Origin of the sequence: Yersinia pekkanenii, assembly GCF_001152565.1 — a bacterium.
In the GTDB taxonomy this organism is placed as follows: domain Bacteria; phylum Pseudomonadota; class Gammaproteobacteria; order Enterobacterales; family Enterobacteriaceae; genus Yersinia; species Yersinia pekkanenii.
This window is the reverse complement of sequence record NZ_CQAZ01000002.1, coordinates 137,958-163,295: the sequence shown is the minus strand read 5'-3', so window position 1 is coordinate 163,295 and position 25,338 is coordinate 137,958. Positions and strand designations below refer to the sequence as shown.

Genomic DNA, 25,338 nt, shown 5'->3' with positions numbered 1-25,338 from the left:
TTAATTGGGGCAAGTCTCAACCTGCCCCTCAGCGCACCAGAATTACATCAAGCCTTTCTTCTCTAACTCGGTTTTGAAGTTATCCCGGGTTATCAGCACCACATCAGTCACTTCAGTAAATTTCGGTGGTTCGACATCATTAGTCACCCAATCATGCAGCATCTGAATACTCTTATAGCCATGGATATCCGGGCTGGGTAACAGAGATCCATAGAAGCCCGTTGCCTTCCCTTTGGACAATTCGCTTACCGCATCAACGCCGTTGATACCAATGCCAATGACATTCGCGGCCTTAAAGCCCTGACCTTCAGTTGCCCGCACGCCACCCAGCACGGTGTTGTCATTCATGCCCACAATCAGCCAATTTTTCACCTCAGGATGCTGAACCAACATGGAGTTAGCCGCATCAAATGCCCCAGGGATATCATTGGATTTAGTCGGCACTTTATAGATTTGTTGTTCTGGGAAGCCCGCCGCTTTCAGCGCGTCCATTGACCCACTGGTACGACGGCGTGCCGTATCCAGTTCATCCGAAGTAATGGCCATTACCGCAGTTTCTGCTGGTTGCCAGCCGCGTTTGCTCATTTCTTTCCACAGTTCCTGCCCTTGACGTTCACCAATTTTAGTGGCCGCCATCATCACCAATGGGACACTTTCCATCGGTTTGCCTTTGGCATTCACGAACTGATCATCAACAGCAATCACTTTCAAGTTATAACTGCGGGCCTTAGCTTCAATGGCAGGCCCCAGTTTCGGGTCTGGTGTACAAATAACGAAGCCTTTGGCACCACTGGCCGCCAGGCTATCAATCGCATTCAGGGTTTTCTCGCCATCAGGCACCGCAATTTTTATCACTTCAAAACCTAAATCTTTCCCAGCCTTATCGGCAAACTTCCATTCGGTCTGGAACCAGGGTTCTTCAGGCTGTTTGACCAGAAACCCTAGTTTCATGCTTTCAGCAATAGCTGAATGTGACATAACTGCCGCTAACCCAACCACGGCCAGCGCCTTAGTTAATTTATGCATAGTGTTCTCCGGATTGCTGTTGTAGGAAGAGATATTTTTCGTTTATTTAATCGTCATTCACTCAAACCAATCGACTTTTAGTGGAAACGTTATCAATGCTATTTTTCAGCTTCAGTACAGTGACATTCTTGATTTAAAGCCGCTTAACCTAACCACACCCAGTCAGATGGTGACAGTATTAGCGTTAATTATGCTTCAGAATGTAGAGCGCTATCACATCCGGGAATAACAGTTTGTTTATCCATATATTCAGCAAATTTAACCTCGCACTAACTTTTGACTGACATCACAAAAACACTATAGGAAGCAGAAAAGTACATACTTCCAGCTATTGGCTCCTCATCTCTTGCTGTCACTCACTCCTATGGTTATTGACAATGAATATCTGATTTTCTGCAAAAGTTAGGAGTAACCACTATGACCGGCGACGTTATATCGGCAGACCGCCCTGTATTGATCAACGAGGCTATCTCGCTCGGGTTAGATTTTGGCAGCGATTCCGTCCGGGTATTGGCGGTAGATTGTCAGCATGGCACCGAGATCGATACTGAAGTTGTCTACTACCCTCGCTGGCAGCAGGGCCTTTATTGTCAGGCGGCACAAAACCAGTTTCGCCATCATCCCCTCGACTATATAGAAGCCATGGAACAGGCCATCCGCCAAATGGTCAGCCGCCTGTCAGCAGAACAGCGCCAACGAATTGTCGGTATCGGGGTTGATTCCACCGGTTCCACACCTGCACCAATTGATGAGCAAGGTCAGGTATTGGCGTTACGCCCTGACTTTGCCGATAACCCCAACGCGATGTTTGTGCTGTGGAAAGACCATACCGCTATTGAAGAAGCAGAAGAGATCAACCGGTTATGTCGCAGTGGTGAATTTACTGACTATTCGCGTTATATCGGCGGGGTCTACTCTTCCGAGTGGTTCTGGGCAAAAATCCTGCATGTCACCCGCGCTGATGCGGCGGTCCGTGAAGCAGCAGTATCGTGGATTGAACTCTGTGATTGGGTTCCGGCGCTGTTATCAGGCACTACTGCGCCGCAGGATATCCGACGAGGCCGTTGCAGCGCAGGGCACAAAAGCTTATGGCATCCTTCATGGGGGGGGTTACCGCCACGGGAATTTTTGGCGGCACTGGATACCTGTCTGGTTAACGACCTTAATTACCCTATGTTCACCGATACCTATACTGCCGAACGCCCGGTAGGCTTAATTACCGCTGAATGGGCGCAGCGTTTAGGGTTGCCAGCAACGGTGGTTCTATCCGGTGGCGCATTTGACTGCCATATGGGTGCTGTAGGCGCAGGTGCTCAGCCTTATACCTTGGTTAAAGTCATCGGCACTTCTACCTGCGATATTTTAATTGCTGATGAAAAATTGGTCGGCGACCGGGCCATTGCCGGTATTTGTGGTCAGGTTGAAGGCAGTGTGGTTCCCGGCTGGATTGGGATGGAAGCGGGTCAGTCTGCATTTGGTGATATGTATGCCTGGTTCAGCCGTTTGTTAAGCTGGCCACTTCATCAGGCCGCGCTGGCACAACCTGAATTACAGCCACAACTCAAACAAATTGAAGCTACCCTGCTCACCTCATTGACGAGCGCATGGGCCAAGAGTCCATCACTTGAAAATCTGCCAGTGGTACTGGATTGGTTTAATGGCCGCCGCACGCCGAATGCCAACCAGCGCTTAAAAGGCGTGATTACCGACTTAAATCTGGGGACTGATGCACCAACACTGTTTGGCGGGTTTATCGCGGCGACTGCATTTGGTGCTCGTGCCATAATGGAATGCTTTGAACAACAGGATATCCCGGTTGAGAACGTGCTGGCATTGGGGGGCATTGCACGTAAGTCACCGGTCATCATGCAGGTTTGTGCTGATGTCATGGATCGCCCGCTACAAATAGTGGCATCGGATCAATGTTGTGCTCTGGGTGCGGCAATTTTTGCCGCAGTGGCTGCCGGAATATACCATGATGTGCCTGCCGCACAACGTCAGATGGCCTGCAAGATTGAGCGCACCCTGACGCCAGATGCCACACAAGTCGCACGCTATCAGCAGCTTTATCTGCGCTATCAACAATGGTGTCTCTCAGCAGAACCCCACTATATGCCCGTAGCCGAAACAATACGTTGACGTTGATGGTCAGCCTAATTTATGAATGAATGCAGTTAACCCCCTGCGGCTTCAAGTACGAAGGGTATATGCCACTTTATCAACTGGAGTATCAGATGGACGTATTCAAGCAATCAGAAGTGTGGTTTGTCATCGGTAGCCAGAATCTGTACGGCCCTAAAACACTACAACAAGTTATGGATAATGCCCATCAGGTGGTCAACAGCCTGAATAGCGAAGCAGGCTTGCCAATAAAATTGGTGCTGAAGCCCTTGGTCACTACGCCGGATGAGATCACCGCGCTGTGCCGCGAGGCTAACTATGATACCGCCTGTATCGGTGTAATGACCTGGCTGCACACCTTCTCTCCGGCCAAAATGTGGATTGGTGGTCTGAGCATTCTGAATAAACCGTTATTACAATTCCATACACAGTTTAATGCTCAGATCCCGTGGGAAACCATGGATATGGACTTTATGAACCTGAACCAAACGGCCCACGGTGGCCGTGAATTTGGTTTCATCGGCGCGCGTATGCGCCAGCAGCACAGCGTGATCACCGGCCACTGGCAAGATAAAACCGCACATCAACGTATTGCGCAATGGATGCGGGTCGCCGCCGCCAAACAGGAAAGCCAACAACTCAAGGTAGCGCGTTTTGGCGATAATATGCGCGAAGTGGCGGTCACTGAAGGGGATAAAGTCGCGGCACAAATCCAATTTGGTTACTCAGTTAACGCTTACGGTATCGGGGATTTGGTCACCGTTGTGGATGCGGTAAGCAAAGGCGATATTGATACTTTAGTTGAAGAGTATGAAGCCAGCTATCGCTTCACTGATGCGGTGAAACTAAATGGTAATAAACGCGAAAACTTGCTGGATGCGGCGCGAATTGAGCTAGGAATGAAGCGTTTTCTCGAACAAGGCGGCTTTAAAGCCTTTACCACTAACTTTGAAAATCTGTATGGACTGAAGCAGTTACCGGGGCTGGCAGTACAGCGCCTGATGCAGCAAGGTTACGGTTTTGGTGGCGAAGGCGACTGGAAAACCGCCGCATTGCTGCGTATTTTGAAAGTCATGGCAACCGGCCTGAAAGGCGGCACCTCCTTTATGGAGGATTACACCTATAACTTCCAGCCGGGGAATGATTTGGTGGTTGGCTCCCATATGCTGGAAGTGTGTCCGTCTATCGCCAAAGAAGAGAAACCGTTGTTGGATGTACAACATCTGGGGATCGGCGGCAAAGCTGACCCGGCGCGGTTGATCTTCTCTACCCCAGCAGGCCCGGCGCTAAATGCCAGCCTGATTGATATGGGAAACCGTTTCCGTCTGTTGGTCAATGTGGTCGATACGGTTGAGCAGCCGCATCCGTTACCAAAACTGCCGGTTGCACGCGCAATCTGGCAGGCTCAGCCCTCACTGGCAACCGCCGCTGAAGCCTGGATTATCGCCGGTGGTGCACACCATACCGTATTCTCACAAGCCGTTGGTGTCGACGAATTGCGCTTGTATGCCGAAATGCACGGAATTGAATTCTTGCTGATCGATAATGACACCACGCTTCCGGCATTTAAAAATGAGATCCGCTGGAATGAGGTTTATTACCACCTGAATCGCTGAGTTATTCATAACAATACTTTATCCATATGAGCGATTGATTTAAAAATAAACGGCCAAGGGGCTAAATGCTCTTTGGCCGTTGCTTAAGCGAGATCCCGCAATGACTGAATACCACAAGCTGGGGAGTGATCACCCGCTTTATTTAACAACGTGATTTGCCCTTTAATTACTCTGTTTGTAACCGCCACAACCGCGCATAGGCACCGGCTTGTGCCACCAGGTCATCGTGGCTGCCTTGCTCCAGCACTTGCCCATCTTTTAATACCAAAATGCGATGGCATTGACGCAATGTATTCAAACGATGTGCAATGCAAATGACAGTGCGATTACGGATGATTTCTGGCAACTGCCGCATGATGGCCGCCTCTGACTCATAATCCAATGCACTGGTTGCTTCATCAAGGATCAAGATCTTAGGATCAGCCATTAGCGCCCTTGCCAAAGCAACCCGCTGCCGCTGCCCACCAGACAGCAAACTGCCTCTTTCCCCAACCTGAGTTTGATACCCCTGAGGTAGCGCCATAATAAAATCATGTGCACCCGCCTGCCGGGCAATATGCTCAACGTGAAAATCATCTGCATCAGGCCGACACTGGCAGATGTTGTCCCGCAGGGTTCCTGAAAACAACACGCTATCTTGTAACACCACACTCATTTGACGCCGTAAAGTAGTGGCATCGGTAATAGCCAGATCCTGCCCACCCACCAGGATCTGCCCATGTTGCGGGATATAGAGTCGCTGTAATAATTTGGTCAATGTGGATTTGCCACACCCTGAAGGCCCGGTAATACCAATAAACTCGCCAGCGGCAATATCCAGATTGAGATTTTGTAATACTTCTGCGGTATCTGGCCGGTAGCGAAAGCGCACCTGTTTAAAGGTTAATCCCCCTGTCCGTTCATTATTTGATGATAGCCCGGCACTGCCCGGTTCTGTCGGGCAATCCAAAATAGTCCCAATACGTTTCAGGGCAACTTGCGAATGTTGAAAATCTTGCCATATCTGCGCCAGACGTAAGATAGGTTGAGTTACATAACCGGAAAACAGGGTAAAAGCGATGAATTGCCCTGGACTAAGCGCCCCGTCTAATACCAACTTCACCCCACACCACAGCACCACCGCCGAGGTGACCTTACTGATCAGCGTAATGCCTTGTTCGGCAATATTTGCCATCCGTGCGCAGGCAAATGTCGCCCGAACATAACCGGCCAGGGATTGCCGCCAGCCACGATTAAACTGGTTTTCGGTGGCTGACGTTTTGATGGTTTCCAACCCACTGATGGCTTCAGTTAGAAACGAGGTGTTATGTGCGCTGGCCTCATATTGGCGCTCAACCCGCTGACGTAATACGCCCCCGACCGCCCACCAAAACAACAGATAGCAAACCAGCGAGAACAAGACTATCCATGTCAGTAGCTGACTGTAGCAAAACATGACAATGATAAAGGTGCCGACAAAAACAAGATCTAACAGCATGGTTAATGCCGATCCGGTCAGAAAGCTGCGGATTTGCTCCATTTCCTGCATTTTGGCAATAGTTTGCCCAGTGGGTTGCGAGCCAAAATACCCCAGGGGTAATCCCAACAAATGGCGATAAAGGCGGGTATTAAGTTCGGCCCCCACTCGGCTGGATAAATGTGAGAACAACCAGGCACGTAAGGAGGTGTAACAGGGTTCGGCAATCGCCAGAGTAATCATGGCGGTCCCCAGCACCATTAAACTGCCGACGCCACGGCTGACCAATACTTTGTCGATCACGGTTTCAAACAGCATGGGTGTCACCAGCAAAATACCTTGTAGCAGCAATGACACTAAAATGATGTTACGCAATTGATGACGATATTTAGTAATAACCGGAATAAACCAGCTAAAGCCAAAAGAGGCTTTTTTCTGTTTCTGCGATTCGACTTTCGCTAATAAGATAGCCTCACCACACCACAAACTGGCGAGGGCCGACTGGCTTATTTGTTGCTGTTGCCCATTGGCAGCAAAATAAACCGTGGCCCTTTGTTCATTCAGTTCCAGTAACACATACCACTGAACACCATCACTGAATAGAACCGGTAGCGTCAGATTTCCCAAACGCTCAAAGGGTTGACTGATTGTTCTGGCGCGCAACCCAATCCAACCAGCGCAACGACATAGCGCGATATTATCTATTTTTTCGGCCGCTAATCCGAGCTGATGTGCTAATTGTGGTGCCTCAATGGCCAAATCAAAACACGCAGCGGCACGGGCTAATGCGGCTAACGACTGAATAACCGGAGTTGAGGTTGAATTGGTCATATCAACGCTCCCTCATGGCTTCTGATTGGTATTGTTGTAATGGGCTGAGTAAATAATCGATAACCCGTCGGCGACCCGTCTTAATTTCTACACTGACAGCCATACCCGCCGATAGACGCACCGGCTTCCCCTCGACAATCAGCGTGTCACTGCTCAGCCGGATACGGGCCGGAAACACTAAACCTTGTTGTTGATCCTCCATGGCATCACGAGAAATATGTTTAACTTCGCCGGACAGGGTACCAAATCGGGTATAAGGGAAACTGTCGACTTTCACTTCCACTGCTTGACCTGGCAGGACAAACCCGACATCTTTATTCAGGATCATAATATCCAGTTCCAACTGATGATGTTGCGGAACCAAGACCATGAGCGGTTGAGCGGTGGTGACAACGCCGCCCAGAGTATGCACCGCTAATTGTTGTATAACGCCAGCCACCGGTGCACGTAGTGTTTGCTGACGCTGTTTTTCCATCAACTTGATCTGCTCTTGCTGCAATTGGCTAATAACTTCATGAGCTTTGTTTAATTTTTCCTGATAACTCCGTTGCTTTTCAGCCAGATAGTGCAATCGAATTTGCTTCAGGTTGAGCGTTTTAGCCTGTAAAATAGCCTGCTCATTCTGTAAACGGCTGGCTTCTGCGGCCGCATTTAGCCATTCCCGCTCTTGCACCAATAGATCAACTTCGGCAATCGCCTTAGATTTAGCTAACGTCCGCAGCGCCTGTAGCCGTTGATGAATGTTTTTCATCAATTTTTTCTGATGGGCAATGTTGGCCATTCCGGCCTGAATATGGGCTTGATTCACTGCCAGCTCACTATCCTGACGTGATAACTCGGCATTAACCTCGTCATATTCTTTCGCCAAAAGAGCCTTCGCGGCCATGATCCCCTCTTCCGGGCTGCCTTGGGGAGGGATGAAAATCGCAGGCAGGTCCTCGGTCAGCAGTGCAACCATCCGCGCAGCGTCGAGCAAACGATGCATCAATTGTTGGTTGATATTGCCAACTTCAGCATCGATCCCGATGGGATTTAACTCAATTAACACCTGACCGGCGTCGACACTGTCACCATCGCGAACATTGATGGCGGCTACCACACCAGGTTCTAACGGTTGGATCACTTTCGAATGTTCCGAGACAATCACTTTGCCATTGGCAGAAGCATGAATATCAAGCCTTCCCACCACCGACCATATCAATACCAGTAGTAATGTCAGCGCCAGAAACCATGCGGTACGGCGAGCCAAAGGGGCAACCGGCCGCTCGACGATATCCAGGTAAGCCGGTAGAAAATCATACTCATCGCGGCTACGCCCGGCGCGAGTGCCACGACGCCAGCCACTTTTTAGGCGGTTACGCAGCGATAACTTCCGCAGGTATTTCATTAACCTCATTTTAATTCCTCATAACTAAAATCAGCCTGTTGCTGCCAAAGCCGGGCATAAACGCCATTGAGCGCCAGTAATTCGTTATGGTTGGCCAATTCAGCCACCCGACCTTGTGTTATTACACCGATGCGATGGCAATGGCGTACGGTCGAGAGCCGATGAGCAATGGTGATAACCGTACGATTAGCAATGATACGAGCCATATTTTTTTGTACTTCAGCTTGTGATTCATCGTCTAACGCACTGGTCGCCTCATCAAAAATCAGAATGCGGGGGTTAGCCAAGAGTGTACGGGCGATGGCAATACGTTGACGCTGCCCACCGGAAAGAGATGCACCACCTTCAGACAACACCGTGTCATAACCTAGCGGCAGCGCCAGAATAAAAGAGTGCGCACCAGCCAGACAGGCGGCATCTACCACCTCACCGAGTGACGCGGTTGGCCGAGAATGGGCAATATTTTCACGCACCGTGCGGTTAAATAGATAGCTTTCCTGCATCACGACCCCCACCTGACGCCGTAAATATTCAGGTGAGAAGCTGCTTATTGGGCGACCATCAATATTAATTACTCCCTGTTCGGCGATATAGAGGCGTTGTAATAATCGGGCTACGGTACTTTTGCCCGAACCTGATGGCCCCACCAGCCCAATATGCTCTCCAGCACGCAGAGATAATGAGAAATGCTGTAGTACGGGATCAAGATCCGGGCGATAACGGAAAACCACATTTTGCAGAGTGATATCACCCTTAACCGGGTGGATCGTTGTGGTGGTGCCTATTGCCTGCTCGACGGGTAAACTCAGAATATCGGATATCAACGTCAACCCGACCTGCGCCCGGATGCTCTGTTGCCACAAATCAACTAATTTGCTCATCGGCATTAATGCTTGCACTGCCAACATGTTAAAGGCGATCAGTTGCCCGATACTGAGGTGTACCGACATGACTTGATATGCCCCAATCACGATAACCAGTGCCCCCGCCAGTTTTTGCAACAACTGCGCAGTCTGGCTACTGAAGTTTTGCAGGTTCTGCACCTGAAAATTGGCCTGAGCATAATCGCGAGTTTGCGTCTCCCAGCGTTGTTGCATTTGTGGCTCTAATGCCAGACTTTTTACTGTTTCAACCCCGGCAACAGTTTCAGTCAGAAATGCACCGTTTTGTGCCGCGCAACCGCATAAGAGAGCCACTTTCTTTTGCAATGGTCGGGTGGTCAGTACAGCTAATAGTAGATAAAACGGCAGTGTCCCCAGGATGATTAATGTCAGCAGCGGTGAAATACACCACATAACAATAAATAAAACGAGGGTAAAAACAACATCGACACATAAAGTCAGGGCCGAACCTGTAATGAACTCGCGGATATTATCCAGCTCCCGCACCCTGGCGACAATATTCCCCACATGACGTTGTTTAAAATAGCTTATCGGTAACTTTATTAAATGCTCAAACAGCTTACCCCCTAATAAAATATCCACTCGCGTGGTGGTATGGGCGAAGATATATTCACGCATAGATTTCAATGCAACTTCATATACGCCTACCACCAGCAGGACTATAATTAATAGATTAAGTGTCGTCAGGGCATTATGAACTAAAACTTTATCCATAATAACCTGAAAGAAAAGAGGTGATATTAATGCCAAAAACTGTAACAACAATGATAATACCAGCACCTGCCCCAATGATTTTCGATGACGCAGTAAAACCGGAATAAACCAGCGGATATCAAAGCGTGAATGACTGCAATAAAATACAACCCCACCCCATAATGAAGCAAGCTCCTGATAACTTATGATTTTTGGCTGGTTACTATCCGCGTACTGTAACAATGCTTGTTTTTCATTAAGTCGCGCCAATAAGATAAATTTGCCTTGCATATCACGAAATGCAAGTGGCAATTGCCCCGGTTTAATCTTGGTTAATGGCTGTTTTTTCACTTTGAAACACGCCGGTATCGCACGTGAAAACTGAGACAGATACCGCTGTAACGCGGTTAATGTTGCCATTGTCGAACGATCGATGGCAGTTTCTTGACCAAACGCTGCAACAGTTGGTGAATTAAGCCCCGCTAAACGCAGCAATCGGGCAGCACATGTCAAAGAGGAATGAACGTGGTTTTCCATAAATTGCATTACCTATTATTAGACTTATTCTTTCACTGAAAGCAATAGATCACTTTCTATAAACTCAAAGAATATAACGGGGTGCATTGTATAATGCCTTTTATACACCAATATTATAAAATAAGGTTTTATAATATTTAATATCTCAAAACTTCTTTGTGATGCTAAAAATGGCATCAAATGAATATTTAAAAAAATATAATGTTTAATTTATAGACTAATAGTTCAGTGTTAAACGAAAGACATTAAAAACCATCGTCCGACCTGCAATGGGTCACTTCACATTTATTGATTTGTATCGTCAATTATTTGCCGTTTTATGTGATAATTTTGCGGGGATTTATTGCCAATGACCGTGACTGATAACAGGATATTTTTTCAACATGACACCGACAATGCCTTCTGCGGGTGCATTGGCCTGTGAAATCAGTGACGCCTTCGTTGAAGGAGGGGCCGGAGCGGCTACCCTGGCCCAACAGGTTATTAATGCCTGTGATCATGCTGATAAACCTCTATTACCTTACCCTGACAGTGCCTCACTGGCGCAAAAGCTGGATGTTATGGCTCAGCGCTATGGTGCCCGTGAAGTGACATTTACCCCTCAGGCACGCCAGCAACTCGACCAGATAACCGCAGCAGGCTTTGGTCATTTGCCGTTGTGTATTGCCAAAACCCCCCTGTCTATCAGTGCAGATGCCTGTCTGAAGAATGTGCCACATGATTTTGTTTTGCCCGTGACTGCCTGCGCCGTGTCGGCAGGGGCTGGGTTTGTCCGTATCAGTGCCGGTAACATTATGACCCTGCCGGGTCTTGGCACCCTGCCGGGGTATTATCATATTGATATAGATGACGAAGGACACATTTGCGGGTTAAGCTAGAACCATACAGAGAAGTGTTAACCGTTAGTGGGTTATCACTTTTTATTAATTGATGAAAAGGTCTACTATGTCTCAACCGCAGGAATATCAACGTATTGGGGGCTGGCTTTTGGCTCCACTGGCTTATCTGATTGTGACGCTACTCAGCGCCAGCCTGATGCTTATCCTCTATGCCATGGCAATCTTCAACCCAGAATCCAGAGAATATCTGCTGACCAATTCACAGGCATTTACCCTGCAATGGTATTTCTCCGTAGTCACCACAGTCGTAATGTGGCTTTATACCTTATGGGTTATCTGGCTATTTTGTAGCCGCTCATGCCGCTTCCCGAAATGGTTTATTCTCTGGTTGCTGTTAACCGTGTTACTGGCGTTAAAAGCCTTTGCTTTCTCACCGATCAGCGATGATATCGCGTTACGGACGCTGGGATGGCCTCTGCTAGCCGCCGCTGTGTTTGTGCCTTACATCAAGCGTTCTCAGCGAGTGAAACAAACTTTTACTGAGCTTTAAGGGAATTGCGCACCTTTTCCCCCTAAAATAGTGGGAAAATAGCAATAACCTTGCACTTCATCTGTTGTCGTCAGGCCGCCAATTTTGGATAATAGGCGGCTTTTATTTTTTTAGGTTCCGCAATGACTGAATACTTGCTCCTGTTTGTCGGTACTGTTTTGGTAAACAACTTTGTGCTGGTCAAATTTCTTGGCCTGTGCCCGTTTATGGGGGTCTCCAAAAAACTGGAGACCGCTATTGGTATGGGGCTGGCAACGACCTTTGTACTGACACTGGCCTCTGTTTGTGCCTGGATGGTAAACAGCTTTATCTTACTGCCACTGGGGTTAGTGTATCTGCGGACGCTCGCATTTATTTTAGTTATTGCCGTCGTGGTGCAATTTACTGAATTGGTAGTACGCAAAACCAGTCCGGCGCTTTATCGCTTGCTGGGGATATTTCTACCACTGATCACCACTAACTGTGCGGTGTTAGGTGTGGCTTTGCTTAATGTCAATCAATCTCATAATTTCATGCAATCGGCGGTCTATGGCTTCAGTGCCGCTGCCGGTTTCTCATTGGTAATGGTGCTATTCGCGGCTATCCGTGAACGGCTGGCCGTGGCCGACGTGCCTGCGCCCTTTCGTGGCTCCTCCATCGCCCTGATTACCGCCGGGTTGATGTCACTGGCCTTTATGGGCTTTACCGGATTGGTGAAGTTCTAATGATGTCGTTATGGATTGCCATAGGTGCATTAAGTACATTGGCGCTGGTCTCTGGTGTTGTGCTGGGTTTTGCTGCCCGTCGTTTTCAGGTCGAGACCGATCCCGTGGTTGAGCAAGTGGATGCCATCTTGCCACAGAGCCAGTGCGGTCAGTGTGGCTATCCCGGCTGTCGTCCCTATGCAGAGGCGGTCTCTTCTGGCGGTGAGAACATCAACAAGTGTGCACCCGGTGGTGAACAAGTGATGCTCAAGTTGGCTGAGTTGTTGGCAGTCGAACCACAGCCGTTAGAGGGTGATGAAGCTGTTGCCCATCCACAGCGTAAAGTGGCTTTTATTGATGAAGCAAACTGCATTGGTTGCACTAAGTGTATTCAGGCCTGCCCGGTCGATGCCATCGTTGGCGCCACCCGCGCAATGCATACCGTATTGCCCGATCTCTGTACCGGCTGTGATCTTTGCGTATCTCCTTGCCCGACAGACTGCATTGAAATGATCCCGGTGGCGACCACCACCGCTAACTGGAAGTGGGACCTCAGCACCATTCCGGTCAAAAACCTTCCCACCCAGTTAGCTGTCTCGCAGATGATCCCGGTGAAAATGATAGATGTGGAGCAACATGTTTAAGCTGTTTACCCGCCGTCAACACGACAATATTTGGGATTTCGACGGTGGCATTCATCCGCCGGAAATGAAGTTGCAATCAAGTACCGTGCCGATGCGTATCGCTTCTTTACCGAGCCAAATGATAGTGCCATTGCAACAGCATCTCGGGCCGGAAGGTGAACTGTGCGTCAAAGTCGGAGAGCAGGTATTAAAGGGGCAACTATTGACCATTGGCCATGGTCGCACCGTGCCGATACATGCACCAACGTCCGGGACGATCACAGCGATTGCACCTCATACCACAGCCCACCCTTCTGGCCTGGCCGAACAGTGTGTCTATATCACCCCAGATGGTGAAGACCGGTGGCGTGAGCAACAGCCGTGGGCCGACTACTTACAGCAGGACAATATCGCCCTGTTGGATCGCATTCATCAGGCGGGGATCGCCGGTTTAGGGGGCGCGGGTTTCCCGACCGCCACTAAATTACAAGGCGGTTTGCAGGGCATTACCACACTGATTATCAACGCCGCTGAATGTGAACCTTATATCACGGCCGATGACCGGTTAATGCAAGAGCATGCCGACGAAGTCGTTACCGGCATTCATATTTTAAGGCACTTGCTGCAACCTCAGCAGGTGTTGATTGGCATTGAGGATAATAAGCCGGAAGCCATTGCAGCTTTGCAGCAAGCACTGCGCGGCCATGATGAAATCCAGCTACGGGTGGTACCAACCAAGTATCCCTCCGGTGGTGCCAAACAACTCACCAAAATTCTGACTGGCAGAGAAGTGCCATTCGGTAAGCACTCTTCCTCCATTGGGGTATTGATGCAAAACGTCGGTACGGTGGTTGCCATCAAGCGGGCGGTTATCGACGATGAGCCATTAATCGAGCGGGTTGTGACATTAACTGGCGACGCATTATCAAATCCTGGCAATTTCTGGGCCAGGATCGGCACGCCAGTATTGCATTTGTTGAAACTGGCTGGGTTTCAGCCGCAAAGCCAGCCGATAGTGATTATGGGTGGCCCGCTAATGGGCTTTACTCTGCCCAGTTTAGATGTACCCATCGTTAAAATCAGTAACTGTATTTTAGCGCCAGCAGAAGCTGAAATGGGGTTATCAGAACCAGAGCAATCCTGCATCCGCTGTGGTTTATGCGTCGATGCTTGTCCGGCCGGTTTACTGCCTCAGCAACTTTATTGGTTTAGCCGTGGCGAAGAACATGAAAAGGCGCGCAATCATAACTTATTTGATTGTATTGAATGCGGGGCCTGCGCTTATGTTTGCCCAAGTAATATCCCGCTGGTGCAGTATTACCGCCAGGAAAAAGCCGAAATACGCGCCCTCGATCAGGACAGCGCCCGCGCCGCTGAAGCTAAAGCGCGTTTTGAGGCCAAACAGGCTCGCCTTGAGCGCGAGAAACAAGCGCGTGAACTACGCCATAAGCAAGCTGCGGTTAAGCTGACCGATGCTGACCAGCAAACGGTCGAAGCGGCCGTTAGCCGTTTAGCCCGTAGGGCGGGCAGTCGTGATGCTGACAGTAGCGATGCGAGTAATAGCGCTGCCGTTATCACGGTGACCGCAGGACAAACGCCAGACAATAGTGCAGTTATTGCCGCTCGTGAGGCGCGTAAAGCACAAGTCAGAGCACGGCAAGCAGAGAAAGCGATAATCCTAACCACCGATGAATCAATAGACTCCGTTGATCCGCGCCAAGCCGCTGTGGCAGCCGCCATTGCCAGAGTGAAAGCCAAAAAAGCCGCTCAAACGGTTAACCCGGATTGAGATGGCTAAACGTTAGTGAGCCACTGACATCAAATAACTGTAAACAGCAGAAATATCACGCATTTTCGATTCAGCATGGCAACTGTCGATCTCGATAACTTCCATTTCAACACCGCCGCCAAATTTTTCACGCAGTTTAGGCAACACTTCATTAAACAGATAAATTGAGAATTTCACGCACTCTTTGGCACTTCCCTTATGGGATATAGATAAAAACTCTCCCGCCGGAACAGAGATATGGTCTACCTCACGCTGGCCCTGGATCTCATGCCGTTTCTCTTTATCAATAGCAGTCGAATAGTACACACTGCTTTGCCCCTGTTGACACTCTTTGGCAGAAAACAGCGAGTACACCCGTTGGCAAGAGAAATTAACTTCCTTAAAGAAATCGAGAAGAATTTCATCTTTCATCGCGATGCAGGATGAATGCTGACCACTGCAATGGTTATGTTCATCAAAATCTAACCGCCGCGTAAAGCCAACCAATTCTTTCTCTGGTAAGGATATCCGCTTGATTTCTGGTGTGTAATTCTCGCAGAAAGCAAAACGGGGGATCATTCCTTGCACATCCCAGCGCGCCATTTGGCGAAAACTATTGGGTGTGGTACCAAAACGCTTCTTAAATGTACGGGTAAAGGTCTGCTGTGAGTCGAAACCTAACTCATCAGAAATGGCTATTATAGGCCGCCGCGAAATGCGCAATGCAACCGCTGCTCGGGTCAGGACCCGGCCGCGTATATAAGATGCGAGTTGTAAACCAACAATGCTCTTAAACTTCCGTTGCAGATGCCATTTTGAATATCCGGAAATCTTCGCCACATCGTCCAGTGTCGGTCTTTTTTCTAAATTAATTTCAATCCATTCAATTAATTCTTCTATAAATAAGATATCTTCATTTATCATGCTATTGTTCTTTCAATATATAATTACAATGCATACTACATTAATCTATCATTATGCCAACGCTTTTCTCAGATCTAATTTTATCGGTTAACAACTCGTTAATTTACAACTAGTTAATTAATAATTACCCCCTAAAAACCCTATTAAAACAACGTGTCCAAACCCCCACTTTAATACTAAAGTCTAATTACCCTCATCGATCAAAGGGCACTTCTCGTTATATGTTTGTTACTATCATGATATAAATAGCAAGTTAATTTTTAAATCCGCCCTCTCTATTTAGAGACTGATGTTGACTTAATATTTCACCGTATCGTGAATAATAACCCTATAATTAAGGCGTATTACACTTTGTCTGAATAGGGTAGAATGCGGCACAAATATGACTCCCTTGACGGCTGAGTGTATCGACGTCTGCAAGTATTAGCTTGTCTGCGCGATGCCTGCGTTTGATAACCCTGTAAAGCATTCGACATATGGTTGCAATTTCATGAAATTCAGGCCTGTAACACCGACCCGGAACAACGGGTTGCAGATAGCCAGTTCCCCTTTTACTCATAATCAACGCAGTACCCGCAGCATCATGTTGTTGGTGATTCTGGCCTGTATTCCGGGCATCATCGCGCAAACCTACTACTTTGGTTATGGCAACCTGATTCAGGTGGTACTGGCAATGGCGACCGCCCTACTGGCCGAGGGGGCCGTTTTACAGTTACGTAAACAACCTATCCTGATACGGTTGCAAGATAACTCCGCCCTGCTTACCGGCTTACTCTTGGGGATCAGCCTGCCGCCATTGGCTCCCTGGTGGATGATTGTATTAGGTACCCTATTTGCTATCGTCATTGCCAAGCAACTCTATGGCGGTTTAGGGCAAAACCCGTTTAACCCAGCCATGGTGGGCTATGTCGTCTTGCTGATTTCATTCCCGGTGCAAATGACCAGTTGGTTGCCACCGCTGCCGTTACAAGGTACGCCGGTCGGGTTTTATGACAGCCTTTTAGCCATTTTCACCGGCTATACCCACAGCGGTGCCGATATTCATCAGCTTCAAATGGGTTATGATGGGGTCAGCCAGGCCACCCCACTTGATACCTTCAAAACGGCTCTCCGTTCACAACCCGCCGAGCAAATTCTGCAACAACCTCTCTTTGGTGGAACCCTGGCAGGAGTGGGATGGCAATGGATAAATATCGGTTTCCTGGCTGGCGGTTTAGTACTGCTGTGGCGTAAGGCTATTCACTGGCATATTCCGGTCAGTTTCCTGCTGGCTTTGGCCGGTTGTGCAGCTATCAGTTGGATGATTGCTCCACAAAGCTTTGCTTCGCCGATGTTGCATCTGTTTTCCGGTGCCACAATGCTGGGTGCTTTCTTTATTGCCACCGATCCGGTGAGTGCCTCGACGACCCCCCGTGGCCGCCTAATTTTCGGCGCATTGATTGGTATTCTAGTGTGGTTAATCCGGGTTTACGGCGGTTATCCTGATGGTGTGGCCTTTGCCGTGCTGTTAGCCAATATTACTGTTCCTCTGATTGATCACTATACCCAGCCACGGGTTTATGGTCACCATCAGTCCGGTAAACACGACCCGATGAATCACTAAGGAGCCGTTATGCTAAAAACCATGAAGCGTCACGGCATCACTTTGGCATTATTTGCCGCAGGTGCTACCGGGTTGACGGCGGTGGTTAACTCACTGACCGAGACAACCATTGCCCATCAGGCCGCCTTGCAACAAAAAGCATTACTGGATCAGGTCGTTCCGGCTGAAAGCTATGACAACGATATGCAAGGCGAATGTTACGTTGTCACGGATGCTGCATTAGGCAATATGGCCCCTCACCGTTTGTATTTAGCGCGTTTGGGGAATAAACCTGTTGCTGTCGCGATTGAAGCCACCGCGCCCGATGGTTACTCTGGTGCCATCCAACTGTTAGTTGGTGCCGACTTCCACGGTAACGTCCTTGGCAGTCGGGTGATTGAACACCACGAAACCCCCGGTCTCGGTGATAAAATTGATATCCGTATTTCTGATTGGATAAGCCATTTCAGTGGTCAACATGTCGATGGCGAGCAAGATAAACGCTGGGCGGTGAAAAAAGACGGCGGGAACTTTGATCAGTTTACCGGTGCAACCATTACACCAAGAGCGGTGGTGCGGGCGGTGAAAAATACGACACTGTATTTAGAAACCCTGCCAGAGAAGCTCGCTAGCTTGCCGGTTTGTGGAGAGAATCAATGAGTGAAGCAAAAAATCTGTTAGCACAGGGGTTATGGAAGAATAACTCGGCGCTGGTGCAACTGCTGGGCCTCTGCCCGCTGCTGGCGGTTTCGTCGACCGCAACCAATGCGTTAGGCTTGGGTCTAGCCACGACATTAGTGTTGGTTTGTACCAACACCGCCGTATCAGCGCTACGTCGCTGGGTGCCGAATGAAATTCGCATCCCTATTTACGTCATGATCATTGCTTCAGTGGTCAGTACCGTGCAAATGCTGATTAACGCTTATGCCTTTGGTTTATATCAGTCTCTAGGGATATTCATCCCATTGATTGTGACCAACTGCATTGTGATTGGCCGGGCGGAAGCTTATGCCGCAAAAAATCCGGTGGGATTATCGGCACTGGATGGCTTAGCCATGGGGTTGGGGGCAACCTGCGCCTTATTTGTGCTGGGTTCACTGCGTGAAATTCTCGGTAACGGGACCTTATTCGATGGCGCAGATATGTTGCTGGGTAACTGGGCCAAGGTGCTGCGTATCGATGTATTGCATCTGGACAGCCCCTTCCTGTTAGCGATGCTGCCACCGGGTGCCTTTATTGGTTTAGGCTTGTTGCTGGCCGGTAAATATGTCATTGACGAAAAAATGAAAGCGCGTAAAGCCAGTGCACTGGTTACGGCACCACAATCTCAAAATATCGCGGCAGATAAAGCCTGATGAATAAAGAAAAACGCGTCGCAATTTTAACCCGACTGCGGGATAACGACCCACACCCAACCACCGAATTGGTATATACCACGCCTTTTGAATTGCTGATTTCAGTACTGCTTTCGGCACAGGCAACCGATGTCAGTGTCAACAAAGCCACCGCTAAACTTTACCCGGTGGCGAATACTCCGCAAGCCATACTGGACTTGGGGGTTGATGAACTGAAGTCATACATCAAAACTATTGGTCTGTTTAATACCAAAGCCGAAAATGTGATTAAAACCTGCCGTATTTTGCTGGAAAAGCATAATGGCGAAGTTCCAGAGGATCGCGCGGCACTAGAGGCATTGCCCGGTGTAGGCCGTAAAACGGCCAATGTGGTGCTGAATACTGCCTTTGGTTGGCCAACTATCGCGGTAGATACACATATATTCCGTGTGTGTAATCGTACCGGTTTTGCCCCCGGCAGCAATGTCTCTCAAGTTGAGGCTACGTTGCTCAAGGTGGTACCGGCTGAATTTAAGCTCGATTGCCACCACTGGTTGATTCTTCATGGCCGCTATACCTGTATTGCCCGTAAGCCGCGCTGTGGTTCATGCATTATTGAAGATTTGTGTGAATATAAAGAGAAGGTCTATCCAGAGCATTAATTGTGGGCCTGGGTGGGCTTTCCGTCGCCGCTATTTAGTTGATAACGCTAAAATCATGGGCAATGAATAAGCCTATAATTTTGACAGGGAATTGCCCTTCAAGATGATATGCCGCTTGCCCGATGGGGCTGATTCGCGTAAAACTGTCAGCCGGATACCCCCCATTAACTACACCATTCACTGGACGATATGTTTCAAGATAACCCGCTGCTGGCGCAGCTAAAACAGCAACTTCACACTCAGACTCCGCGCGTCGAAGGCGTGGTTAAAGGTACTGAGAAAGGCTTTGGCTTTCTTGAGGTAGATGGGCAGAAAAGTTACTTTATTCCGCCGCCACAGATGAAGAAAGTCATGCATGGCGACCGGATTATTGCCACCTTACACACGGATAAAGATCGTGAAATTGTGGAGCCAGAAACACTGGTTGAACCGTTTTTATCCCGCTTTGTGGGCCGCGTGCAGAGAAAAGACGATCGTTTGTCTATCGTACCTGACCACCCGTTGCTCCGTGATGCGATTCAATGTCGTCCAGTTCGGGAACTTGAGCACAACTTCCAGAGCGGTGACTGGGCAGTGGCTGAGATGCGCCACCACCCATTAAAAGGCGACCGTACTTTTAATGCTGATCTGACTGCATTTATTACCAATGGCGAAGATCATTTCGTGCCTTGGTGGGTCACATTGGCGCGCCATAATCTGGAGCGTGAAGCCCCGGTTATGGTCGAATCTTCCTTGCATGATACCGACCTTCAGCGTGAAGATCTGACCGCGCTCAATTTTGTCACTATCGACAGCAATAGCACCGAAGATATGGATGATGCGCTGTATGTGGCAGACAAAGGTGACGGTTCCCTGTTGCTGACCATTGCCATTGCCGATCCCACGGCTTATGTCGATGAAAACAGTGAATTGGATTTAATCGCCCGCAAGCGCGCTTTTACCAACTATCTGCCGGGCTTTAACATTCCGATGCTACCGAGGGATTTGTCCGATAATCTCTGCTCATTACGGCCCAATGAACGCCGTCCGGTGCTGATATGCCGTGTCACTATCGCCGCTGATGGTGCATTGGGTGACGATATTCGCTTCTCTGCTGCCTGGGTTGAGTCGAAAGCCAAACTGGTTTATGACGAGGTTTCTGACTGGCTGGAAGGTAACGGTGACTGGCAGCCACAAAACGCCAATATCGCGCAGCAAATCACCTTACTCAAACGCGTTTGTGAAGCCCGTAGCAACTGGCGTCAAGAGCATGCTCTGGTGTTTAAAGACCGGCCAGACTATCGCTTCCTGCTGGGTGATAAAGGCGAAGTGCTGGATATCATCGTCGAGCACCGCCGCATTGCTAATCGTATTGTTGAAGAGTGCATGATTGCCGCCAACGTCTGCGCCGCCATTGCGCTGCGTGATAATCTGGGCTTTGGTATATATAACGTGCATACCGGTTTTGACCCCGCGCTGGTTGAACAGGCCGCGACGGTGTTGCAAGCCAATGGTGTCAAGGCTGACCCACAAGCCCTGCTGACCTTACCAGGCTTTTGTGAGTTGCGCCGCCATCTCGATGCGTTACCAACCCAGTTCCTTGACAGCCGTATCCGCCGTTTCCAAACATTTGCGGAAATCAGCACCGTCCCTGGCCCGCACTTCGGTTTGGGGCTTGAGGCTTACGCCACCTGGACCTCGCCTATTCGTAAATACGGCGATATGGTCAATCACCGCCTGCTCAAAGCCATTATTACCGGCCAGCCAGCGGAAAAACCACAAGATGAGATCACCGTGCAATTGGCTGAACGCCGCCGTCTAAATAGGATGGCTGAACGCGGTGTCGGTGACTGGCTGTACGCCCGTTATCTACAGCCTCAGGCTGGCACTGATACCCGCTTCGCGGCAGAAATTATTGATGTCACCCGTGGTGGTCTGCGGGTGCGCTTACTGGATAACGGCGCAGTGGCCTTTATCCCAGCGCCGTTTATTCATGCGGTACGTGATGAAATGGTCTGCAGCCAGGAAACCGGTACCGTGCAGATCAAAGGTGAAACGGTTTACAGTCAGAGTGACAAAATCGAGGTGCGCATTGCTGAAGTTCGCATGGAAACCCGTAATGTGGTCGCCCGCCCTGTCGTTTAAGCCGGTTAACAGCTTAACTCTTCTGCCTATCCTCACCGCCTAACATCGAGTCATCGGGGTTTGTCAGCAGTCTGAACAGCATTAATTGTATGACTCGCCGTGGCGATGCAAAACATCCCACGGCTTTTTCTATCCGTTTATAAATCATGAATTTTATAAATAATTAACTCATGACCCTATCATTAATAAGATGCCATTCCGTTAAATGCTCTCATCTACTGGCCACCCGTCGACACACTTCAGCGTCACAATGTGTAAGCAAGTCATGCCAGTTGTTACTTGAAAAGCATTTTACTCATCACAGTTTTCACTTTCGCTACTTTTCTTTCACATTAAAGCCCTTATGTTAAAGAACCGTTACGCGCCTTCTTCACCCAATGGCGGTCGATAACCGGAATATCCTCTGTACAACGAAGGAGTCGTTACCCATGAAGAACGCCAAGACCGTCGTCATTTGGCTGACCGTGACGTTAATTGGTGCATTCGCTTTTGCCATGTTGGCACTCAGCCGGGGTGAGCATGTCAATGCCATCTGGTTGGTGATTGCATCGGTAGCTTGTTACAGCATCGCTTACCGCTTTTACAGCCGCTTTATTGCTGAGAAGGTGTTTGAGTTGGACGATCGGCGTCTAACACCGGCTGAGCGGCGCAATGATGGACTGGATTATGTCCCCACCAATAAATGGGTACTGTTTGGCCACCACTTCGCGGCCATCGCCGGTGCCGGGCCATTAGTCGGACCAATTCTGGCAGCACAAATGGGTTTCTTGCCAGGGACTATCTGGATTTTGGTTGGGGTTATGATGGCCGGTGCGGTGCAGGACTTTTTGATCCTGTTTATCTCAACCCGCCGTGATGGCCGCTCTCTGGGGGAAATGGCAAAACAAGAATTAGGTGCTTTTGCCGGCGTAATCACCATGTTGGGCGCATTGGGGGTGATGATTATCATCTTGTCTGCACTGGCGTTAGTGGTTGTTAAAGCCTTGGCCGACAGCCCATGGGGCCTGTTTACCATTGCGGCAACTATCCCGATAGCGCTGTTCATGGGCGTGTATATGCGCTTTATCCGCCCAGGTAAAATTGCAGAAGTATCATTAATTGGTTTCGTACTGATGATGGCCGCAATCATTTACGGCGGGAATATCGCCGCTCACCCTTACTGGGGGCCATTCTTCACCTTAAAGGGCACTACCCTGACCTGGGTGTTGATCATCTATGGCTTTGTTGCCTCGGTACTGCCGGTGTGGCTGTTACTGGCTCCACGGGATTATTTGTCCACCTTCTTGAAGATCGGAGTCATTATCGGTTTGGCGGTGGGTATTGTATTCGCCATGCCTGAAATGAAAATGCCCGCCGTTTCACGCTTTATTGATGGCAGTGGCCCGGTATTCTCCGGCAGCCTGTTTCCATTCCTGTTTATCACCATTGCTTGTGGTGCCATTTCTGGCTTCCATGCCTTGGTTGCCAGTGGCACGACCCCAAAACTGATTGAACGTGAAAGTCACACCCGCGTTATTGGTTACGGTGCGATGTTGATGGAGTCATTCGTCGCCATTATGGCGCTGATCTGCGCCTCCGTTATCGATCCGGGGGTTTATTTTGCTATGAACTCACCGGCGGCATTAATTGGCACCACCGTCGAAAGTGCCGCTCTGGCGATCAACAGTTGGGGATTTGTGGTGACCCCGGAAACCCTGACGATGATCGCCAAAGACGTTGGCGAGAACTCTATTTTGTCTCGAGCCGGTGGTGCACCGACCTTTGCCGTCGGAATGGCACATATTATCAGTGACGTATTTAACAGCCGTAACATGATGGCTTTCTGGTACCACTTCGCCATTCTATTTGAAGCGATGTTTATTCTGACAGCGGTGGATGCCGGGACCCGTGCCTGCCGCTTTATGGTGCAAGATTTGGTCGGGGTGGTGGTACCGAGTCTGGCCAATAACCGCTCATGGTTTGGTAATTTGTCCGGCACCACGGTAGCAGTCGCCTGTTGGGGTTTCTTTGTTTATCAAGGCGTGGTTGACCCATTAGGCGGGATCAATACCTTGTGGCCACTGTTCGGTATCGGCAACCAAATGCTGGCATCAATGGCACTGATTTTAGGGACAGTGGTCCTGTTTAAAATGAAGAAGCAACGCTATGCTTGGGTAACCATCCTACCAACCATTTTGTTATTTATTACCTCAATGACTGCAGGCTGGCAGAAGATTTTCCATGAAAAGCCCAGTATTGGCTTCCTCGCTCAGGCGAAGAAATTCGCCGCCGGGGGTGAGCAAGGTGTGCTCATCACACCCGCCAAGAGCATTAAGGACATGGAAACTATTGTGTTCAACAACCAGATCAACGCAGCCTTATGTGCATTCTTTATGCTGGTGGCAGTGACCATGCTGGTTTCATCCTTCTTTGTGGTGCGGCGCGCACTGAAATCCAGTAAGCCGACCACGCATGAGACTGAAATTGTATTCCGTCAGGAGATTGTTCGTGGCTAATGCAGGCATACCATTACGCAAGCGGAAAACAACCCGCTCACCCAACCGACCGCGACAAAGTGCGCCGCGTCAGATTACACGTTGCATACCTTTAGTTCAGGTGACAACTCGCCCGGCCAACCTTCGGGCATGGGTACGTCTGATTGCACATCGTGTCGCGCAAAGTTTCCGCCTGATGGTAGGGGTACAGGATTACGGTAATTATGTTAATCATATGCGCTGCCATCATCCTGACACACCGCCGATGAGCGAACGGGATTTTCACCGTTACTGTTTGGATGCCCGCTTCCCCAGCAAAGCGGGCAAGTTGGGAAAATGCCCTTGCTAAGATAACAACATACAGCACCAAGTGACACTGTAACGCCCTGTTAATCACTTACAGGGCGTTTTTCTATTATTAGAAAAAAAACATCACGTCACGCTAGCTCAGAATTACTGAGCCAAATGCGCCCTGCCAATCTTGTTCAAACTGTTCTACTGCCGCTTTTACCGCTGGCGTACTGATAAACTGTTCTGCCACATCCACCGGGATAGTCACCGATTGACAACCGGCCAACAGGCAATCTAATACCTGCCGTGGTGTGCGGAAACTGGCTGCCAACACTTTAGCGCCGGGAGCATGTAAGCTCAGCAACTGCTGTAATTCACGCACCATCGCAATGCCATCGCTACCTTGTGCATCCAACCGGTTAACGTAGGGTGCAACATATTCTGCCCCGGCCAATGCAGACAGCAAGCCTTGCCCGGCACCATATACTGCGGTACCTAATGTTGGGATTGACATGGCTTTTAATTTTTTGATAGCCGCCAATCCTTCAGCGGTTGCCGGGATTTTGATCACTAAGCCGGGGACGCGTTGCGATAACAATACCGCCTCAGACACCATTAGCTCGCTATCACTGGCCAGTACTTGTGCAAAAAGCTTACCGGTGCCTCCCAATGCATCACGCAGCGCCGGTAAAACCTCCCAAATGGATTTACCGGCTTTTGCCAGAATGCTGGGATTAGTGGTTACGCCCTGTAATGGCAGCACTCGCGCCAAGCGTTTTACTGCGGCAACATCTGCTGTGTCGAGATAAAGCTCCATAACAACCTCCGGTTTGGATTATTTAAGCAGCCAGACTGGTTAAACAAATAGGCCAGTTAAGCGAATGGATTAGCGAGGAATCATTAGTCGTAATCATA

At 49.3% G+C, this 25,338-nt stretch carries 19 protein-coding genes and 1 pseudogene; 14 read left to right on the top strand and 6 right to left on the bottom strand.

Annotation, left to right across the window (positions count from 1 at the left end; translation table 11 throughout):
* Positions 1-42: 42 nt before the first annotated feature.
* On the bottom strand, positions 43-1,026 hold the full coding sequence (locus tag AEP37_RS01695) for an arabinose ABC transporter substrate-binding protein (RefSeq protein WP_049608873.1): 984 nt from the start codon (positions 1,024-1,026) through the stop codon (positions 43-45).
* Between the two features lie 417 nt (positions 1,027-1,443).
* On the opposite strand from AEP37_RS01695, the gene AEP37_RS01690 reads away from it, so the two are divergent.
* Positions 1,444-3,165 carry a ribulokinase gene (locus AEP37_RS01690; RefSeq protein WP_049608870.1) on the top strand — a complete coding sequence of 574 codons (1,722 nt, stop codon included), beginning with the start codon at positions 1,444-1,446 and terminating at the stop codon, positions 3,163-3,165.
* A 95-nt stretch (positions 3,166-3,260) separates the two neighbouring features.
* The gene (gene araA, locus AEP37_RS01685) at positions 3,261-4,763 is read left to right on the top strand and encodes an L-arabinose isomerase (RefSeq protein WP_049608867.1); all 1,503 of its coding nucleotides are present in this window, start codon (positions 3,261-3,263) and stop codon (positions 4,761-4,763) included.
* Positions 4,764-4,929: 166 nt separating this feature from the next.
* On the opposite strand, the gene AEP37_RS01680 is transcribed toward araA, so the two are convergent.
* Genes AEP37_RS01680 through AEP37_RS01670 form a run of 3 tightly spaced genes read right to left on the bottom strand, consistent with a single transcriptional unit; the run spans position 4,930 to position 10,569 of the window.
* Positions 4,930-7,050 (bottom strand): type I secretion system permease/ATPase, encoded by a 2,121-nt coding sequence (locus AEP37_RS01680; RefSeq protein ID WP_049608862.1) that lies wholly within the window; start codon positions 7,048-7,050, stop codon positions 4,930-4,932.
* 1 nt (position 7,051) lies between these two features.
* A complete protein-coding gene (locus AEP37_RS01675; RefSeq protein ID WP_049608858.1) occupies positions 7,052-8,446 on the bottom strand; it encodes an HlyD family type I secretion periplasmic adaptor subunit in 1,395 nt (464 codons plus the stop codon).
* Positions 8,443-10,569, bottom strand: coding sequence for a peptidase domain-containing ABC transporter (locus tag AEP37_RS01670; RefSeq protein ID WP_049608983.1), 2,127 nt, complete (start codon positions 10,567-10,569; stop codon positions 8,443-8,445). The genes AEP37_RS01675 and AEP37_RS01670 overlap by 4 nt, the downstream gene beginning before the upstream one ends.
* 401 nt (positions 10,570-10,970) lie before the next feature.
* On the opposite strand from AEP37_RS01670, the pseudogene AEP37_RS01665 reads away from it, so the two are divergent.
* The 5 genes and pseudogenes from AEP37_RS01665 to rsxC form a co-directional block, all read left to right on the top strand.
* A pseudogene (locus AEP37_RS01665) lies at positions 10,971-11,447 on the top strand (formate--tetrahydrofolate ligase); the annotation flags it as partial.
* A gap of 67 nt (positions 11,448-11,514) precedes the next feature.
* Complete coding sequence (locus tag AEP37_RS01660) at positions 11,515-11,958, top strand: DUF2569 domain-containing protein (protein ID WP_049608850.1); 444 nt, start codon at positions 11,515-11,517, stop codon at positions 11,956-11,958.
* Between the two features lie 122 nt (positions 11,959-12,080).
* Entirely contained in the window at positions 12,081-12,662 is a 582-nt protein-coding gene (rsxA, locus tag AEP37_RS01655) for an electron transport complex subunit RsxA (protein WP_013649928.1), read from the top strand.
* The gene (rsxB, locus tag AEP37_RS01650) at positions 12,662-13,285 is read left to right on the top strand and encodes an electron transport complex subunit RsxB (RefSeq protein ID WP_049608847.1); all 624 of its coding nucleotides are present in this window, start codon (positions 12,662-12,664) and stop codon (positions 13,283-13,285) included. Before rsxA ends, rsxB begins: the two co-directional genes overlap by 1 nt.
* On the top strand, positions 13,278-15,053 hold the full coding sequence (gene rsxC / locus AEP37_RS01645) for an electron transport complex subunit RsxC (protein ID WP_049608844.1): 1,776 nt from the start codon (positions 13,278-13,280) through the stop codon (positions 15,051-15,053). Before rsxB ends, rsxC begins: the two co-directional genes overlap by 8 nt.
* A 12-nt stretch (positions 15,054-15,065) precedes the next feature.
* Here rsxC and AEP37_RS01640 read toward each other — a convergent pair whose 3' ends face one another.
* Complete coding sequence (locus tag AEP37_RS01640; RefSeq protein ID WP_049608841.1) at positions 15,066-15,956, bottom strand: helix-turn-helix domain-containing protein; 891 nt, start codon at positions 15,954-15,956, stop codon at positions 15,066-15,068.
* Between the two features lie 490 nt (positions 15,957-16,446).
* On the opposite strand from AEP37_RS01640, the gene rsxD reads away from it, so the two are divergent.
* From rsxD to AEP37_RS01605, 7 genes are all read left to right on the top strand, one after another.
* Positions 16,447-17,559: an electron transport complex subunit RsxD gene (gene rsxD / locus AEP37_RS01635; RefSeq protein ID WP_049608838.1), complete on the top strand. Its 1,113-nt coding sequence runs from the start codon at positions 16,447-16,449 to the stop codon at positions 17,557-17,559.
* 9 nt (positions 17,560-17,568) lie between these two features.
* On the top strand, positions 17,569-18,198 hold the full coding sequence (gene rsxG / locus AEP37_RS01630) for an electron transport complex subunit RsxG (RefSeq protein ID WP_049608835.1): 630 nt from the start codon (positions 17,569-17,571) through the stop codon (positions 18,196-18,198).
* On the top strand, positions 18,195-18,893 hold the full coding sequence (locus AEP37_RS01625) for an electron transport complex subunit E (RefSeq protein ID WP_049608832.1): 699 nt from the start codon (positions 18,195-18,197) through the stop codon (positions 18,891-18,893). The genes rsxG and AEP37_RS01625 overlap by 4 nt, the downstream gene beginning before the upstream one ends.
* The gene (gene nth, locus AEP37_RS01620) at positions 18,893-19,534 is read left to right on the top strand and encodes an endonuclease III (protein ID WP_049608829.1); all 642 of its coding nucleotides are present in this window, start codon (positions 18,893-18,895) and stop codon (positions 19,532-19,534) included. The genes AEP37_RS01625 and nth overlap by 1 nt, the downstream gene beginning before the upstream one ends.
* Before the next feature lie 189 nt (positions 19,535-19,723).
* Positions 19,724-21,658 carry an exoribonuclease II gene (locus tag AEP37_RS01615; RefSeq protein WP_049608826.1) on the top strand — a complete coding sequence of 645 codons (1,935 nt, stop codon included), beginning with the start codon at positions 19,724-19,726 and terminating at the stop codon, positions 21,656-21,658.
* A gap of 428 nt (positions 21,659-22,086) precedes the next feature.
* On the top strand, positions 22,087-24,153 hold the full coding sequence (locus tag AEP37_RS01610) for a carbon starvation CstA family protein (protein ID WP_049608823.1): 2,067 nt from the start codon (positions 22,087-22,089) through the stop codon (positions 24,151-24,153).
* Positions 24,146-24,481, top strand: coding sequence for a YbdD/YjiX family protein (locus tag AEP37_RS01605; protein ID WP_049608819.1), 336 nt, complete (start codon positions 24,146-24,148; stop codon positions 24,479-24,481). The genes AEP37_RS01610 and AEP37_RS01605 overlap by 8 nt, the downstream gene beginning before the upstream one ends.
* A gap of 93 nt (positions 24,482-24,574) precedes the next feature.
* Here AEP37_RS01605 and fsa read toward each other — a convergent pair whose 3' ends face one another.
* Entirely contained in the window at positions 24,575-25,240 is a 666-nt protein-coding gene (gene fsa, locus AEP37_RS01600; protein WP_049608816.1) for a fructose-6-phosphate aldolase, read from the bottom strand.
* Positions 25,241-25,338 lie beyond the last annotated feature (98 nt).